Here is a 16281-nt window from a genome sequence, read left to right on the forward strand (position 1 = left end):
GCCATGGCGAACGTCATCACCCGAACGGCCAACAACGTGATGGACTGGGTCAACGAGCGTGCACCCGGCATGATGCCGATGTACCGCAAGCACATGACCGAGTACTACGCGCCGAAGAACTTCAACTTCTGGTACTACATGGGTTCGCTGGCCCTGCTGGTGCTGGTCAACCAGATCGTCACCGGCATCTTCCTGACCATGCACTTCAAGCCCTCGGCGGCGGAGGCATTCGGGTCGGTCGAATACATCATGCGCGACGTGGAGTGGGGCTGGCTGATCCGCTACATGCACAGCACCGGCGCTTCGCTGTTCTTCGTTGTCGTCTACCTGCACATGTTCCGCGGGCTGATGTACGGCAGCTACCAGAAGCCGCGGGAACTGGTGTGGATCCTAGGCATGCTGATCTACCTGGTGCTGATGGCCGAGGCCTTCATGGGCTACGTGCTCCCCTGGGGGCAGATGTCGTTCTGGGGCGCCAAGGTCATCATCTCGCTGTTCGGCGCGATCCCGGTCATCGGCAACGGCCTGACCGAATGGATCATGGGCGACTACCTGCCCGGCGACGCCACCCTCAACCGCTTCTTCGCCCTGCACGTGATCGCCCTGCCGCTGGTCCTGCTGCTGCTGGTGGTCCTGCACCTGGGCGCGCTGCACGAGGTGGGATCGAACAACCCGGACGGCGTCGACATCAAGAAGGGGCCCAAGGGCAACCGCTGGGATCCCAGCAAGCCCGCCGACGGCATCCCGTTCCACCCGTACTACACGGTCAAGGACCTGGTCGGCGTCGGGTTCTTCCTCATGCTGGCCGCCTTCATCATCTTCTTCGCGCCGGCGTTCGGCGGCTGGTTCCTCGAGCACGACAATTTCGTCGAGGCCAACCGCCTGGTGACGCCCGAGCACATCAAGCCGGTGTGGTACTACACGCCTTACTACGCGATGTTGCGCGTGGTCCCGCACAAGCTGTCGGGCGTGCTGGTGATGTTCGGCGCGATCGCGATCCTGTTCCTCGTGCCGTGGCTCGACCGCGCCAAGGTCAGGTCCTACCGCTACCGTGGCCTCCTCTCCAAGGTGCTGCTGGGCGTGTTCGCGGTCAGCTTCGTCTGGCTCGGCAAGATCGGCGCCGGTCCCGGCACCGATCCGGTCGAGACCATCATCGGCCGCGTCCTGACCTTCCTCTACTTCGCCTTCTTCATCACCATGCCGCTGTGGACCAGGATCGACAAGACCAAGCCGGTGCCGGAACGGGTGACCACGCATGACTAAGTCCGTGTTCGCGCCCACCCTGCTGCAACGCGCCGCCGTGCTCGCCGGGGGAATGCTCCTGTCCTGCGCAGCCCTCGCGGCGGGAGGCGGCGCCACCGAGCAGGCAGGTACCGACCTGGGCGACCGCGCCTCCCTGCAGCGCGGCGCCCAGCTGTACATGAACTATTGCTCCGGATGCCATTCGCTCAAGTACATGCGCTACTCGCGCTTGGCCGAGGACCTCGGCCTGAGCGAGGAGATGGTGATGGACAACCTCAACCTGACCGGCGCGAAGTTCGGCGAGCAGGTGCAGGTGGCGATGCCCGAGGAAGGCGCGGAACAGTGGTTCGGCAAGATGCCGCCCGACCTGAGCGTCATCTCGCGCGTCCGCGGCAGCGACTGGATCTACACCTACCTTAAGTCGTTCTACCTCGACGAGTCCCGGCCCCTGGGCTGGAACAACACACTGTCCCCCAACGTCTCGATGCCGAACCCGCTGTGGCAGATGCAGGGCATCCTGCGCCCGGTCCACGGCGAGAAGGACGAGACCACGGGCGAAGCCCGCGTCGAGCGCCTCGAGCTCGCCACGCCCGGGACCGAGAACGCGCAGCAGTTCGAGCAGACCGCGCGCGACATCACCGCATTCCTCGAGTACGTCGGCGAACCGGCCGCGATCAAGCGCCAGAGCCTGGGCGTCTGGGTCATCCTGTTCCTGGCGTTCTTCACGTTCCTGGCATGGTTGCTCAAGATGGAGTACTGGAAGGACGTGAAATAGCCGGCTGCCCACGCGCCTCGTGCGGGGCGCGATGCCGTCCCGCGATGCAGGGATCCGCGGCGAATGCGGACCCGGGGCGGGAAGCCAGGTGGTTGGGGAACCGGGGCGACCGGCTGCGAGGGGCAGGCGGCGTCGATGCGACTGGCCGAGCCCGGTCGCGGGAGTTGAACCGATGATGGCTGCGAGTCCGCGTATGCGAAACGCCTTGACCTTGTTTTCCTCCGTCGACGATGTGCTCTGCCATCGTGTCCGACTGGTGCTGGCCGCCAAGGGCGTCACCTACGACCAGATCGCCGTGGATCCACAGAATCCGCCGGAAGACCTGATCGACCTCAATCCCTACCACTCCGTGCCGACCCTGGTCGAACGCGACCTGGTGCTCTACGCGGCGAGCGTGGTCAGCGAGTACCTCGACGAGCGCTACCCGCACCCGCCCTTGATGCCGGTCGATCCGCTGTCGCGCGCGCGCCTGCGGCTGGCGATGCTGCGCGTCGAGCACGACTGGGTCCCCCAGGTGCAGGCGATCCAGTTCGGCAACAAGACCCAAGCCGATGCTGGACGGAAGCGGCTCAAGGAATTGCTGACCGCGTCGGTCCCGCTGTTCAAGGCCAGCAAGTTCTTCCTCAATTCGGAAATGAGCCTGGCCGACTGCGCGATGGCGCCGATCATCTGGCGCCTGGAGGCGCTGGACGTCCCGCTGCCCAAGGACGGGAAGGCGATCGAGGACTACGGCAACCGGATCTTCCGCAACCCCGGCTTCGCGCGCAGCCTCACGCCGCAGGAGAAGTTGTTGCGCGACATGCCCGGTTGAACGGGTCGGGACCGGTGTCCCGGCGCTCCCGCCACGCGCGGGCGACCGGCTAGACTGGCGCCATGAGCGACCAGGCGATTCCGATGACCAGCCACCGGCCGTACTTGCTGCGGGCGCTATACGAGTGGATCACGGACAACGGAATGACACCGCACGTGTTGGTGGATGCGACCCTCGACGGGGTCAACGTACCCCCGCACGTGGTCAAGGATGGGCGGGTGGTGCTCAACATCGCCGAGCGCGCGGTCGCCAAGCTGGAACTCGACAACCAGAGCATCCGGTTCACGGCCCGGTTCGCGGGCGCCAGCCATCCGGTCGTCGTGCCCATCCCGGCGGTCCTGGCGATCTATGCGCGCGAGACGGGGCAGGGAATGGCGTTGCCGGAAGATGCCGGGGACCCGGCCGGACCGGACGACGCCCCGCCATCGCCCGATGGGGGCGGCGAAGATCCGCCGCATTCGCCCAAGCGAGGCGCCCACCTGCGCGTGGTCAAGTAGCGAAGGCGGCACGACGCGCGTTGCACCGCTAGCGTGCGCGCGTCGGACCGGTGAAGGCCACCAGCTCGTCCCCGCGCAACACCAGGCGTCCGATGTAACGTTGCATCCCGTCATCGGAGTATTCGAAGCGGAAACTGCGTTCCACCCCCAGGCGGCCATCGTGGCGACGGCGCAGCCGGAGCCCGGTGGCATGCACGGTCTGGTCGAGCAGCTGGACCCCGGCGTCCCGGCACGCGTCCCGGCCCACCTCCACCGCCCGCTCGGCGGCCGCGCGCGCTGCGCTCCACCAGGCGAAGGCGGCGGCACCGACGATCATGAGCAGGATCAGGCTGGGCATCTGGAGCGGTCCGTGGCGGGAAAGGGGAGCCGGGGCATTCCGCATGATCCCGGACCGGGGGCGCGTCCTGCGGACCGCCGAAGTGGGACGTAGCGCAAGATTCCGGCGAACACGCGAACGCTATTGTCGCAGCCTTCACCCTTGTGATCGCAACGTGTAGGCATGAAGCTCGTCTTCCCTGGTGGCGAACACCCCCAAGCCCTGCTCGGGCATGGCGTCAACCGCATCGGCTCGGCACCGGATGCGAGCATCGTGCTCGACCAGCCCGGGGTGCGCCCCAGCCATTGCGAGCTGCACGTGAATGGCCATGGCGTCGTGCTGCAAGTCGCACACGGGGCCCGTGTCAGGGTCAACGACCGAGACGTGGAGGGCCTGATCGCACTGCGGGCAGGCGACCTGCTGGACTTCGAAAGCATCCAGGCCAGGCTGGCGCCGCTCGAGGCGCCGGCCGCGGCGGGCAAGCCCAATGGCAAGGCGCCGATGCCGGCGGCGGGCAATGACGAGCCCGCGGCCACCGCCGTGCGTCCGGCCATGCCGCGCTACGTGCTTCGCGGCATCTCCAGCGCCGGTTTCGGCCGCACCTTCCCACTGCTTGCGCCCACCACCCTGGGGCGTGCGCAGGAATGCGGGATCCGGTTCGAGCACCCAGGGCTGTCACGGCGCCATTGCCGGTTGACGCCGACCGACGAGGGATTGCTGATCGAGGACCTGGGGTCGACCAATGGCTGCGTGCTCAACGACAAGCGGGTCGATCGGGCGTGGGCGCAGCATGGCGACGAGATCGGCATCGATGCCCTGCGCTTCCGCGTGGTGAAACCGGGCGTGGACGACACGGTCGAGGTCCGGGCCCGTAGCGCCCCGGCGTCTGCGGGGAACCGCGGCGGGATCCGGAAAGGTCGATGGGTAGTGGGCGCCGCCTTGGCCGCGATGGCCATGGTCCTGGCCGTCCTGGTGCGCGCCGCCGTCTGAGGGGCCGCGCGCCCGGGTTCAGCCGCCGGGGACCGCCGCCAGTTTCAGGGACAGGTCGATGGCCCGGACATGCTTGGTCAAACCGCCGATCGATACGTAGTCGACTCCGTCCTCGGCGATGCCACGCACGGTGTCGAGGTCGACGCCGCCCGAGACCTCCAGGGGGATCCGTCCGCCGAAGGGCGGACCGTGGGCGATTCTCACGGCCTGTCGGCGATCCTCGGCGGTGAAGTCGTCGATCAGGATCCGGTCGCAGCCTTCGCCCAATGCCTCCTCCAGTTGGGCGAGCGTTTCCACCTCGACGATCAGCGGCAGGCCCGGGTGCCTGGCCTTGGCGGCGCGGATGGCCGCGCCCAGCGAACCCGCTGCCCGGACATGGTTCTCCTTGAGCATCACCGCGTCGTGGAGCCCCATGCGGTGGTTCACGCCGCCGCCTGCACGCACGGCGTACTTTTGCGCCTGGCGCAGGCCGGGCAGGGTTTTCCGGGTATCCAGGATCCGCGTCCCGGTTCCTTGCACGGCGTCGACGTAGGCCGCCACCCGGGTCGCCGTGCCGCTCAGGGTCTGCAGGAAATTCAGCGAGGCACGCTCCGCGCTCACCAGCGGCCGGGTCCGGCCGGCCAGGGTGGCAAGCACGGTCTGCGCCGGGACGCGATCTCCTTCCGCGACCCGCCAGTCGATCCGGACGCCCGGATCCAGTGCGCGATGGCAGGCATCGAACCACGGGCGTCCGCAGACCACCGCCGCTTCCTTGCACAGGAGCACGGCGGTGTCGGCGGCGTCGGGCAGGAGTTCGGCGGTCACGTCGCCGCTCCCGATGTCCTCGGACAACGCGCGCGCGACATCGGAATCGACCACCTCCGCCGGGGGCGGCACGAGTCCAGCCACCGATGCCGATCCGGGAGCGGGGGAAACGGGGTTCATGCCCCCGGGAAGTCCGCGACCTGGGACGTCGCGATGCCCTCGTCGACCAGCAGCACCGGGATCCCGTCGTCGATGCGATAGGCGGTACGGCGGTCGCGCGTGAGCAGCGCTTCCTGGAGCGCATCAGCCTGCGTGCTGCCGTCGATGCGCCGGACGCCGCCCGCCCGGATCGCTTCGTTGAGCGCGGCCAAGCCCTGCTTGTCGAGCAAGGACAGCGGCTGGCGGGACGAAGGACAGACGAGGATGTCGAGCAGCTTGCGGTCCATGTGAGGCGCTCCAGGCGGTGAAGCCGCCGCCGAAGGCCGGTAGAATACCGTTTTGCCGCCGGAAGCAGCCATGGTCACTGCCAAGGACACAGACGCCGGACGTCCGCTGGTCGGACTGGTGATGGGCTCGCGCTCCGACTGGGGCACGATGCAACACGCCGCACGGAGGCTCGAAGCCCTTGGCGTGCCCCACGAAGCCCGCGTAGTGTCCGCGCACCGCACCCCGGACGTCTTGTTCGAATACGCCGCGCAGGCGCACGCGCGTGGCTTGCGCGCGATCATCGCCGGCGCCGGCGGGGCGGCACACCTGCCGGGAATGCTCGCCGCCAAGACGGTCGTGCCCGTGCTCGGCGTGCCGGTGCAATCGAAGGCGCTCAACGGCCTGGACTCGCTGCTGTCGATCGTGCAAATGCCGGCCGGCATCCCCGTGGCGACGTTCGCGATCGGCGATGCCGGCGCGTCGAACGCCGCCCTGTTCGCCGCCGCGATGCTCGCTCCCGACCACCCCGGCATCGCCGAGGCCCTGGCTGCATTCCGCGCCGCGCAAACCGAGGACGTCGCTGCCAACAGCGATCCGCGGCAATGAGGTCGGTCCACGCAAAGACACGCAGCGGCCGCCGCGCATGACGACGGTCGGCATCCTCGGTGGCGGGCAGCTGGCCCGCATGCTCGCGCTATCCGGCGCGCCGCTGGGCCTGCGTTTCCTGGTGATGGACACGGTCGCCGATGCCTGTGCCGGCCAGTTCGTGCCGCTGTTGGTGGGCGACTACCGGGACCGCGACGCGCTAGCGGAGTTCGCCTCCAGGGTCGACGTGGCCACGTTCGACTTCGAGAACGTCCCCGCCGAATCGGCGCGGTGGCTCGCCGAGCGCATCCCGGTCTTCCCCAACCCCGGTGCGCTGGCGATCGCCCAGGACCGGCTGGCGGAGAAGTCGATGTTCCGCGAACTCGGCATCCCGGTACCCGGGTTCGCCGACGTGGACACGCGAAGCGCCCTGGATTCAGCCATCGAGCGGATCGGTGCGCCCTGCATCCTGAAGACCCGCCGCCTCGGGTACGACGGCAAGGGCCAGTTCCGCCTGCAGTCGGCTGGCGATGCCGACGCCGCGTGGCAGGCGCTGGGGAACCAGGCCTCGACCGTCGGCCTGATCCTGGAAGCCTTCGTGCCTTTCGAACGCGAACTGAGCGTGGTCGCGGTGCGCGGGCGTGACGGCGAGTTCCGGGCGTGGCCACTGACCGAGAACTGGCATGTCGACGGCGTCCTCTCCGCGAGCCTTGCGCCGGCCCCGGTCGCCGTGGACATCGAGCGGACCGCGTTCGCGCACGCACGCGCCCTGTCCGAACGCCTCCAGTACGTGGGCGTGTTCGCGCTGGAGCTGTTCTGCCGCGATGGCGAATTGCTGGCCAACGAACTGGCGCCACGGGTCCACAACTCGGGCCACTGGACCATCGAGGGCGCGCAGACCTCGCAGTTCCAGAACCACCTGCGCGCCGTGCTCGGCCTGCCGCTGGGCGCGACCACGGCGCTGGGGCATGCCTGCATGCTCAACTGGATCGGCGAGATGCCGCCGGCCGGCGCCGTGCTCGGCGAGCGCGCGGGCCACTGGCACGATTACGGCAAGACGCCGCGCGAGGGGCGCAAGGTCGGACACGCCACCTTCCGCTCCGACTCCGCGTCCGAACTCGCTGCCGGCCTAGAGCGGGTCGGTGACGCGCTGGGCCGGCAGGCCCAGGTGCGGCCGGTGATCGGGCGCCTGGCCACCGTCGTGGCAGGGCGGGGTGGCGGGGAATGACCGCCCGGCACGCCTTGGGGCACGAGCCTTTACAATAAGCGGCTTCCATCCCCACCCGCCGCCGCGCCCTTCGGGCGATCGTGGCGGCGCATCGCAGGAGTCCGTTTTCCCCATGGCGATCCTTGAACGCATCCAGGCCGAGGTCGAGGGCCACCCCATCGTGCTCTTCATGAAAGGCACGCCACAGTTCCCGATGTGCGGCTTCTCCAGCCGCACCGTGCAGGCGCTCAAGGCGGCCGGCGCGGACCCCGCGAGCTTGCACACCATCAACGTGCTCGAAGAGCCCGAAGTGCGTGCGAACCTGCCGCGCTACTCCAACTGGCCGACGTTCCCCCAGCTGTTCATCCATGGCGAGCTGATCGGTGGTTGCGACATCACCATGGAGCTGTACGAATCCGGCGAGCTGGCGCGCATGGTCGCGGAGACGCGGCAGGCGTGAGCGCAGGCGCGGCCGCAGCAGGCGCGCGCGGCGCGCTCGACGGTCGCGTCGTCCTCGTCAACGGCGCGCACGGCGGCCTGGGCAAGGCGGCGTCGCTGGCCTGCGCCCGCGATGGCGCGACCGTGGTCCTGCTCGGACGCAAGACGCCAAAGTTGAACCGCGTCTATGACGCGATCGCCAGGCATGCGGAAGGACCGCTGCCGGAACCGGTCAACCTGCCCGTGGATCTTGCCGGTGCCGGCCCCGACGATTACGCGGACCTGGCGAGGCGCATCGAGGGGCAGCTGGGCCGACTCGACGGCCTCCTGCACTGCGCTGCGGAATTCAAGGGCCTGACGCCGCTGGAACATACCGACCCGGCCGACTTCGCGCGGACCCTGCACGTCGACCTCACGGCGCGCTGGTGGCTCACGCAGGCGTGCCTGCCCCTGCTCAGGCGAGCCGAGGACGCCGCCGTGGTGTTCGTGGTCGACGATCCGATCGCGACGGCAGGGGCGTACTGGGGTGCGTATGGACTCGCCCAGTCCGGGCAGGCGGCGATGGTGACGATGCTGCACGCGGAACTCGCGTCAGGTGCCGTGCGCGTGGCGGGCCTGCAGCCAGGCCCGATGCGCACGCCGCTGCGCGCCAATGCGTACGTGGAGGCGGACGATGCACGCGCCCGCGATCCGGCCGAGTACGCCGCCGCCTGCGTCCACCTCCTGTCCGCCCAGGGCGCTGATCGGCGCGGGACGATCTGGAGGCCAGCGGCATGACCGTCGCTTCCGCCGCCCTGCTGCTGTTCCTGATCCTCGATCCGCTCGGCAACATCCCGGTGTTCCTGAGCATGTTGCGCACCCTGCCGCCGCGGCGGCAAGTACCTGCTTGAACTGATGCACCTGCGCCAGGAGTCCGTCTCGATCGCCGGCGGCATCGTGCTCTTCCTGATCGGGCTGCGCATGATCTTCCCGCCGCCGGAGGGACTCATGGGCGAGCTGCCCGGAGGCGAACCGTTCATCGTGCCCATGGCGATCCCCTTGGTCGCCGGCCCGTCGGGGATGGCCGCGGTGATGCTCATGGGCAGCAACGACCCGGGACGGCTCGGCGACTGGAGCCTGGCCCTGATGATCGCGTGGGCGGCGACCGCCGCGATCCTGTTCTCGGCCACGTCGCTGTACAAGCTGCTCGGGGCACGTGCGTTGACCGCCGTCGAGCGGCTGATGGGGATGCTGCTGGTGGCGATCTCGGTGCAGATGCTGCTCGATGGGCTCACCAGTTACCTGCAGGCCGGACCGACGTTCTGACGGGTCCACCATGCGTCAAGGACTTGCCCGACATCGTTCAGGCGATCCTTGCATAGCGACCCTCTCCGCCACTTGTTGGCGAGCCAAAAACGGTAACTTTCTTGTCATTACGGCGGGCTACCGTGTTAATCTGATGTTAACCCAACGTGATCGGCATGTGATCACGACGGGCGGGGGACCCCCAATCGCTCCAACCAGGTGCCAGCGCGGCCGTCGATCCGCGCCCGCAGACCCAGCTCACATCCGATCACAGATCGAAGGCCAAACAACATGACCCATCGCAACCGCATCCGAGTCTCGAAACTCTCCCTCGGGCTGATCGTCGCGCTCGCCGCAGCGCCCGCGTTCTCGCAGAACATCTCCGCCGGTGTCGGCGGCCAGGTGACCGGTGCCGACGGGCAGCCCGTGCCGAACGCGCAGGTGACCATCGTGCATACGGAATCGGGCACGGTCAGCCGGGCGACCACGGACGCCAGTGGCCGCTACAACGCACGCGGCCTCCGCGTCGGTGGGCCCTACACGATCACCGTCAACGCCGCGGGCGCCGGTTCCGATTCCGAGGAGAACATCTTCCTCGCGCTGGACAAGGTTTCGCAGGTCGACGTCGTGCTCAACAACGACGTCACCACCCTGGGCACCGTGCAGGCCATCGCCGTCGGCGGCTCGGAAGTGTTCAGCGCCACCAAGATGGGGGCAGGGACCAACGTCAGCCGCGACGAGATCGAGGCGTTCCCGTCCATCGAACGCAACCTGCAGGACTATGCGCGCCTGGATCCGCGCGTCGTGCAGACCGACAAGTCGCGCAACGAGATCTCGGTGGGCGGGCAGAACCCCCGCTACAACGCGATCCGTGTGGACGGCATCAGCACCAACGACGCATTCGGCCTGGAGTCCAACGGACTGCCGACGCCGCGCCAGCCGTTCTCGATGGACACCATCCAGGAGATCTCGATCGACGTCGCCAACTACGACGTCACGATCACCGGTGGCGTGGGCGGCGTGATCAACTCGGTCACCAAGTCGGGCACCAACGAGTTCCACGGCTCGGTGTACGGCCTCTACCGTGACAACGACATGGTTCGCGACAACGAGGACGGCAGCAAGTTCTCCGGCTTCGAGGACGAGACGACGTATGGCCTGACCTTCGGCGGCCCGATCGTCAAGGACAAGCTGTTCTTCTTCTTCAACTACGAGAAGTACGAGCTCGGCGCGCCCGGCCCGACCTTCGGTCCCGTCGGTTCGGGGGCGTCCAATATCGTCAACGTCACCCAGGCGAACATCGACCAGATCCGCACGATCGCGCAGGGGTATGGTTTCGACGCGGGCCAGTTCGGCACCAGCGGGGCGGACACCACGGGCGAGGAGTATGGGCTCAAGATCGACTGGAACATCACCGACACGCAGCGTGCCAGCTTCCGCTACGGCACCTCGGACCAGAGCGTCGCCGTGTTCCCGGGCTTCGGCAGCACCCAGATCGCCCTTGACACGTACGCCTACCAGCGCGACTTCACCTTCGACACCTACACCGCGCAGCTGTTCAGCGACTGGACCGACACCTTCTCCACCGAAGCCAAGCTGTCGTTCCGCGACTACTCGGCCATCCGCAGCCCGGTGGTCGACCTCCCGGCCATCGCCGTGCGCGTGGGCAACGCCACCGTGAACTTCGGCACCGAGGAGAACACGCACGCCAACATCCTGCGCACCGAGACCTGGAACGCGTTCTTCGCAGGCAACCTGTTCCTGGGCGACCACACGCTCAAGTTCGGCTTCGACTACGAAGACAACGACATCTACAACCTGTTCGGCCGGCGCAGCAATGGCGTCTACACCTTCAACAGCATCTCCGACTTTCAGGCCGGTCGCCCGAGCTTCTTCCGCTACTTCCGTCCGGCCGGCGATGACATCAACAACGTCGCGGCGATCTGGGGCCTGAAGAACATCGGCCTGTTCATCCAGGACAGCTGGGCGGTCAACGACAACCTGACGCTGACCTACGGCTTGCGCTACGACCGTCCGATCGTCGACGAGGAGCCGCGTTTCAACGCCGCGGCCCAGGCCGCGTTCGGTTTCGACAACAGCGCGACGATCGACGGCAACAGCCTCCTGCAGCCGCGCGTCGGCTTCAACTACACCTTCGACAGCGATCTGCCGACGCAACTGCGCGGCGGTTTCGGCCTGTTCCAGGGCGCCGCGGCCAACGTCTGGCTCTCCAACCCCTTCACCAACACCGGCTTCGGTTACATCGACTACACGTTCAGCAGCGGGCGTACGCCGCCGTGCGCGACGCCCAGCGGACGCTGCTTCGTCGCCGATCCACGCGGACAGCTGGCACTGGTCCCGGCGGGTGCGCGTGAGGGGACGCAGTCGGTCGACTTCATCGATCCCGACCTGGGACAGCCCGCCGTCTGGAAGGCCAACCTGGCCTTCGACAAGGAGCTGCCGTGGTGGGGCATGGTGGCCTCGACCGAGCTGGTCCTGACCAAGGTCAAGGAAGCGATCTACTACGAGCAGCTCAACCTCGGCGCGCCCACGCGGACGGGCCAGGACGGGCGCCTGCTGTACTGGAATGCCCGTGGTTTGGATCCGAGCCGCTGGAACGTGTTCGGCAGCGGCACGAGCGTCGGCAACCGCGCCAATGCCAACCCTGCGTTCACCGACGCGCTCATCGCGCGACCGACCAGCAAGGGCGCATCGCAGCAGCTCACGTTCTCGCTGGAGAAGCCGTTCAACGACACGCCCTGGTACTGGAACCTGTCGTACACCCACACCAATGCCACCGAAGCCAGCCCGCTGACCAGCTCGACGTCGGGTTCGCAGTGGGGCAACGTCAACACCTTCCATCCGAACGAGAACGTGTCGGCGCGGTCTTCCTACGAGATCGACCATCGCTTCACCGCCGCGCTCAGCTGGAAGCAGGCCTTCTTCGGCAACTACAACACCACGGTCTCTGGCTTCTTCGAGGCGCGGTCCGGCCGGCCGTACAGCTACGTGTTCGACAACGACGCCAACGGCGACGGACGTTTCGGGAACGACCTGTTGTTCATCCCGTTCCAGCCCGGCGAAGTGGTGTTCGGGACGCCGGCCGAGGAAGCGGCATTCTGGAACTACGTCTACGGCAACGACTACCTCAACAGCCGTCGCGGCACGGTCGTCAACCGCAATGGCGCCACGGCACCTTGGGTGCAGCAGTTCGACATCCGCATCTCGCAGGAGCTGCCGGGCTTCACGGCGGGGCACAAGTCCGAGATCTGGCTCGACATCCTCAACGTCGGCAACCTGCTCAACAAGGACTGGGGGCAGATCGAGGAAGTGGGCTTCCCGGGCAGCCGTGGCATCGTCGAGTACGGCGGCATCTGCGGTGCGGCCGGTACGGGCGGACCCAATGCCGTTCCTGCGGCCTGCGCCGGGAATGCCGGAAAGTACGTCTACCGCTTCAACGATCCGGACGACACCCGCATCTACGACGACCGCGGCATCTCGCGCTGGTCGCTGCAAGTGGGTTTCCGCTACAAGTTCTGAGTCCCGCGCTTAGCGTGGAGCGCATCGACGAGGCGGCCGGGGCGACCCGGCCGTTCTCGTTTCCGGGAGTCCGTCGCCGACCCGGGAATCGGGGACGCACCAGCCGTCGGAATACGTCACGCCAGGACGGCGGCCTACGACGAATCCGTTCCTAAGCGGCGCCTCGCTGCGTTACAGTCGCGGGCATGAACGACACAGCATCCGGCATCACCCGCTCCCCCGACTCGGCAAGACCCACCGTCGATGCCCGCATCTATCCGAAGGGCGGCCTCGACGTGCTCTCCCGCGACGAAGTGGCGCGCCTGAAGGACGCATCCAGCGGAGGCATGCACGACCTGTTGCGCCGCTGCGCGCTGGCGGTGCTGACGTCCGGCAGCGCGTCGGACGATCCGCGTGCTGCCCAGGAGCTTTACCCCGATTTCGACATCCAGGTGCTGCAGCAGGATCGCGGCGTGCGCATCGACCTGGTCCATGCGCCGGCGATGGCCTTCGTCGACGGCGTGATCATCCGCGGCGTCGCCGAACTCCTGTTCGCGGTCGTCCGCGACCTGGCCTACACAGCCATCGAACTCGGACCGGAATACGCGGACGAACTCGAGAGTTCCTCGGGCATCACCAATGCGGTCTTCGGCCTGTTGCGCAACGCGCGCATCCTCAAGCCGGCCGAGCCGAACCTCGTGGTGTGCTGGGGAGGGCATTCGATCGGCCGCAACGAGTACGAATACACCAAGGACGTGGGCTACGAGCTCGGCCTGCGCGGCCTGGACATCTGCACCGGATGCGGACCCGGCGCGATGAAGGGCCCGATGAAGGGCGCCACCATCGCCCACGCAAAGCAGCGCAAGCGCCGCAAGCGCTACATCGGCATCACCGAGCCCGGCATCATCGCCGCCGAATCCCCGAATCCGATCGTCAACCACCTGGTGATCATGCCGGACATCGAGAAGCGGCTCGAGGCCTTCGTGCGCATCGGCCATGGCATCGTGGTGTTCCCGGGCGGGGTCGGCACGGCGGAGGAGATCCTGTACCTGCTGGGCATCCTGCTCCGCGAGGAGAATGCCCGCCTGCCGTTCCCGCTGGTGTTCACCGGCCCCACGGCCGCCGCGCCGTACTTCGAGCAGATCGACCGCTTCCTGCGCCTCACGCTCGGCGAGGCGGCCACGTCACGCTACGACATCATCATCGACGACCCGGCAAAGGTCGCCAGGCGCATGACGGCAGGCATCCGCCAGGTCCGCGAGTACCGCATCGCGCACAAGGATTCCTTCTATTTCAACTGGGCGCTGAAGATCCCGCTGGAGTTCCAGCAGCCCTTCGCGCCGACGCACGAGGCGATGGCCGCGCTGGCCCTGCACCGGGGCAGGGCGTCGCATGCACTCGCGGCCGACCTGCGACGCGCCTTCTCGGGCATCGTCGCCGGAAACGTCAAGGAAGACGGCATGCGCCACATCGAGGCCCACGGACCGTTCCAGATCCGGGGCGACAACGACATGATGCAGGCCATGGACGCGCTGTTGCGTGCGTTCGTCGAGCAGCGGCGGATGAAGATTTCGGGGGAGTACCGGCCCTGCTACCAGGTCACGTCCTGAACCGCACGGCCGCGGTTCAATTGCAGGCCGTGTTCGCCCATTGCGGCTTGCCGGCCTTGATGGCCGGGTCGAGCGTCAAGACGCCGCAACGATCCCCGTTCTGGGCGGCCGTCGGCGTGGCGGTGATGCTGTAGCCGGCCGCCGTCGCATTGGCGATCGCGATCGTGTAGTTGGGGGACACGGTGGCGTCAGGCGCCACTGGATAGGTGCCGGAGCCGCACGGGGCGGGTGTGCAATTGGCATACGACGGATTCTCCGCGCGCCAACGCTCGAGCTCCAACTGCAGCTGTCCGACGAACCGGGACGCATCGGCGCGCCGGGCCTTTCGTGCCTGTTCGTTGTAGGCGGGGATCGCGACGGCCGCGATGATCGCGATGATCGCGACCACCACCATCAGTTCGATGAGCGTGAAACCGGTTTGCCTGCGCATTGAGATCCCCGAATCCCTTGGCCTAGTGGCGGATACTAGCATTGGCAGGGAGTCGCGACGGCGCCCTCGACCGACGCCTGTCCCCCCCATCCTGCCGCCCGTCCGTTGATGCTTGCCGCGGCACCCCCGGCTCCCTAGAGTGCCCATCAGTGCCCGGAGGGAAGGCAGATGCCCGTCACAAATTCCGCGCGAGCCAGGGGATTCACGCTCGTCGAACTCATGATCACGTTGGCCGTCCTGGCGATCCTGCTGGTCGCCGCGGCGCCTTCCTTCACGGATTTCTTCGACCGTTATCGTGTGCGCGGCGCCGTGGACGACGCCATCAGCGTGATCGCGAACGCGCGAGCGAGTTCGGTCAAGACCAATCGCGACGTGAGCATTTCCTTCGGGGGTTCGGCCGCGAACAACTGGTGCCTCGGCGCGAACATGGCGGCGGCTCCCGCGGCCGGGGCGCCGATTCCCGCCGCGGCTGCCTGTGACTGCACGAACGCAGCGGCCTGCCAGGTGGAAGGGCGGAGGTTGGCGGTCGACCAGGGCAAGCATGGCACCGTGTCCGTCAACCCGTTCAATACGGCGTTCATCTTCAACAGCCGGCTCGGCACCGCGGTCAATGCGGGGGCCATCACCCAACCAGCGGCCGTCACGTTCACCTCGCCGACCGGCAAGTACGACCTGAGGCTGGATGTCACCGCGCTCGGCCAGTCGCGGATGTGCGTACCGGCGGGCAAGCCCGCCATCCCGGGGATTTCGTCATGCTGATGCGCAGTCTCAAGCGGCCGGGCAAGCAGTCCGGCGTGACGCTCGTCGAGATGATGGTCGCCATCGTCGTCGGCTTGATCGTGATCGCAGCGGTGCTTGCGCTGATCGTGTCGATCATGAAAGCCAACCGCCAGAGCATCGAGGCCACGCGGCTGATGCAGGAAATGCGGGCGACGGCGGCGGTGATCGCGTCCGATGTCAGGCGTGCCCGGGGCGTCACCGATCCCCTGGCCACCGTGAAACTGGTGGGGGGGAATCCGTACAGGGACATCTTGACCACGCCCGTCGCGAACACCGCGGGCTGCATCCGGTATGCCTATGACGGCGGTGCCAGCGGTCCGTTCCGCGTGGTCTACCGCGATGCGAACACGAACAAGGTGATCACGGCCGGCGGCGCGGCCGCGGGCAACGCGACCTGCACATCGAATGGCGTCGCGCTGACTTCGGACCAGGTGCAGATCACGGCGCTGTCGTTCCAGCGGCTTCCGCTTGATGCGGGCGGCAACGAGCCACCGGTCGCCCGCGCGCGCGAGATCCGGATCACCATGACCGGCCAACTCGTGAACCCGGACGCACAACTGGCCGGGATTTCCAGGACCATCACCCAGTCGATCTTCATCCGTGCGCTCGGAGAAGGGAGCTAGACCC

The 16281-nt window shown here is 67.6% G+C and carries 17 protein-coding genes and 1 pseudogene; 14 read left to right on the plus strand and 4 right to left on the minus strand.

All coding sequences use genetic code 11. From position 1 onward, the window contains the following. Window positions 1-3 precede the first annotated feature (3 nt). The 4 genes from ABD970_RS06285 to ABD970_RS06300 all read left to right on the plus strand — a co-directional run bounded on the left by ABD970_RS06285 (window position 4) and on the right by ABD970_RS06300 (window position 3325). Window positions 4-1263, plus strand: a complete 1260-nt coding sequence (locus tag ABD970_RS06285; protein WP_345294675.1) for a cytochrome b — start codon at window positions 4-6, stop codon at window positions 1261-1263. Next, window positions 1256-2017 carry a cytochrome c1 gene (locus tag ABD970_RS06290; protein WP_345294676.1) on the plus strand — a complete coding sequence of 254 codons (762 nt, stop codon included), beginning with the start codon at window positions 1256-1258 and terminating at the stop codon, window positions 2015-2017. The genes ABD970_RS06285 and ABD970_RS06290 overlap by 8 nt, the downstream gene beginning before the upstream one ends. A gap of 175 nt (window positions 2018-2192) precedes the next feature. Continuing rightward, window positions 2193-2828, plus strand: coding sequence for a glutathione S-transferase N-terminal domain-containing protein (locus ABD970_RS06295; RefSeq protein WP_345294677.1), 636 nt, complete (start codon window positions 2193-2195; stop codon window positions 2826-2828). Window positions 2829-2890: 62 nt separating this feature from the next. Continuing rightward, the gene (locus ABD970_RS06300) at window positions 2891-3325 is read left to right on the plus strand and encodes a ClpXP protease specificity-enhancing factor (protein ID WP_345294678.1); all 435 of its coding nucleotides are present in this window, start codon (window positions 2891-2893) and stop codon (window positions 3323-3325) included. 28 nt (window positions 3326-3353) lie between these two features. On the opposite strand, the gene ABD970_RS06305 is transcribed toward ABD970_RS06300, so the two are convergent. Next, complete coding sequence (locus ABD970_RS06305; protein WP_345294679.1) at window positions 3354-3662, minus strand: DUF3301 domain-containing protein; 309 nt, start codon at window positions 3660-3662, stop codon at window positions 3354-3356. A 162-nt stretch (window positions 3663-3824) separates the two neighbouring features. Here ABD970_RS06305 and ABD970_RS06310 point away from each other — a divergent pair, with 162 nt between their 5' ends. After that, complete coding sequence (locus ABD970_RS06310) at window positions 3825-4631, plus strand: FHA domain-containing protein (RefSeq protein WP_345294680.1); 807 nt, start codon at window positions 3825-3827, stop codon at window positions 4629-4631. Between the two features lie 18 nt (window positions 4632-4649). On the opposite strand, the gene nadC is transcribed toward ABD970_RS06310, so the two are convergent. Both nadC and ABD970_RS06320 read right to left on the minus strand, forming a co-directional pair. Then, a complete protein-coding gene (nadC, locus tag ABD970_RS06315) occupies window positions 4650-5555 on the minus strand; it encodes a carboxylating nicotinate-nucleotide diphosphorylase (protein WP_345294681.1) in 906 nt (301 codons plus the stop codon). Beyond that, entirely contained in the window at window positions 5552-5821 is a 270-nt protein-coding gene (locus ABD970_RS06320) for a Trm112 family protein (protein ID WP_345294682.1), read from the minus strand. Before ABD970_RS06320 ends, nadC begins: the two co-directional genes overlap by 4 nt. Window positions 5822-5891: 70 nt before the next feature. Here ABD970_RS06320 and purE point away from each other — a divergent pair, with 70 nt between their 5' ends. From purE to ppnN, 7 genes and pseudogenes are all read left to right on the plus strand, one after another. Continuing rightward, window positions 5892-6407, plus strand: coding sequence for a 5-(carboxyamino)imidazole ribonucleotide mutase (purE, locus tag ABD970_RS06325; protein ID WP_345294683.1), 516 nt, complete (start codon window positions 5892-5894; stop codon window positions 6405-6407). A 37-nt stretch (window positions 6408-6444) separates the two neighbouring features. After that, the gene (locus ABD970_RS06330) at window positions 6445-7614 is read left to right on the plus strand and encodes a 5-(carboxyamino)imidazole ribonucleotide synthase (protein ID WP_345294684.1); all 1170 of its coding nucleotides are present in this window, start codon (window positions 6445-6447) and stop codon (window positions 7612-7614) included. A gap of 112 nt (window positions 7615-7726) precedes the next feature. After that, window positions 7727-8053 (plus strand): Grx4 family monothiol glutaredoxin, encoded by a 327-nt coding sequence (grxD, locus tag ABD970_RS06335; RefSeq protein ID WP_345294685.1) that lies wholly within the window; start codon window positions 7727-7729, stop codon window positions 8051-8053. Then, window positions 8050-8808: an SDR family NAD(P)-dependent oxidoreductase gene (locus ABD970_RS06340; RefSeq protein WP_345294686.1), complete on the plus strand. Its 759-nt coding sequence runs from the start codon at window positions 8050-8052 to the stop codon at window positions 8806-8808. Before grxD ends, ABD970_RS06340 begins: the two co-directional genes overlap by 4 nt. Then, a pseudogene (locus ABD970_RS06345) lies at window positions 8805-9336 on the plus strand (MarC family protein). Before ABD970_RS06340 ends, ABD970_RS06345 begins: the two are co-directional and overlap by 4 nt. Before the next feature lie 270 nt (window positions 9337-9606). Beyond that, window positions 9607-12855: a TonB-dependent receptor gene (locus ABD970_RS06350; protein WP_345294687.1), complete on the plus strand. Its 3249-nt coding sequence runs from the start codon at window positions 9607-9609 to the stop codon at window positions 12853-12855. A gap of 185 nt (window positions 12856-13040) precedes the next feature. Further along, window positions 13041-14444 (plus strand): nucleotide 5'-monophosphate nucleosidase PpnN, encoded by a 1404-nt coding sequence (ppnN, locus tag ABD970_RS06355; RefSeq protein ID WP_345294688.1) that lies wholly within the window; start codon window positions 13041-13043, stop codon window positions 14442-14444. A gap of 16 nt (window positions 14445-14460) precedes the next feature. On the opposite strand, the gene ABD970_RS06360 is transcribed toward ppnN, so the two are convergent. Further along, entirely contained in the window at window positions 14461-14874 is a 414-nt protein-coding gene (locus ABD970_RS06360; RefSeq protein ID WP_345294689.1) for a type IV pilin protein, read from the minus strand. A gap of 168 nt (window positions 14875-15042) precedes the next feature. Between ABD970_RS06360 and ABD970_RS06365 the strand changes: the two genes are divergently transcribed. Both ABD970_RS06365 and ABD970_RS06370 read left to right on the plus strand, forming a co-directional pair. Then, the gene (locus ABD970_RS06365; protein WP_345294690.1) at window positions 15043-15633 is read left to right on the plus strand and encodes a pilus assembly FimT family protein; all 591 of its coding nucleotides are present in this window, start codon (window positions 15043-15045) and stop codon (window positions 15631-15633) included. After that, window positions 15633-16277: a PilW family protein gene (locus ABD970_RS06370; RefSeq protein ID WP_345295660.1), complete on the plus strand. Its 645-nt coding sequence runs from the start codon at window positions 15633-15635 to the stop codon at window positions 16275-16277. The genes ABD970_RS06365 and ABD970_RS06370 overlap by 1 nt, the downstream gene beginning before the upstream one ends. The last annotated feature ends 4 nt before the right edge of the window (window positions 16278-16281 follow it).

Source organism: Luteimonas vadosa (genome assembly GCF_039543545.1).
GTDB classification, from domain to species: Bacteria; Pseudomonadota; Gammaproteobacteria; order Xanthomonadales; family Xanthomonadaceae; genus Luteimonas; species Luteimonas vadosa.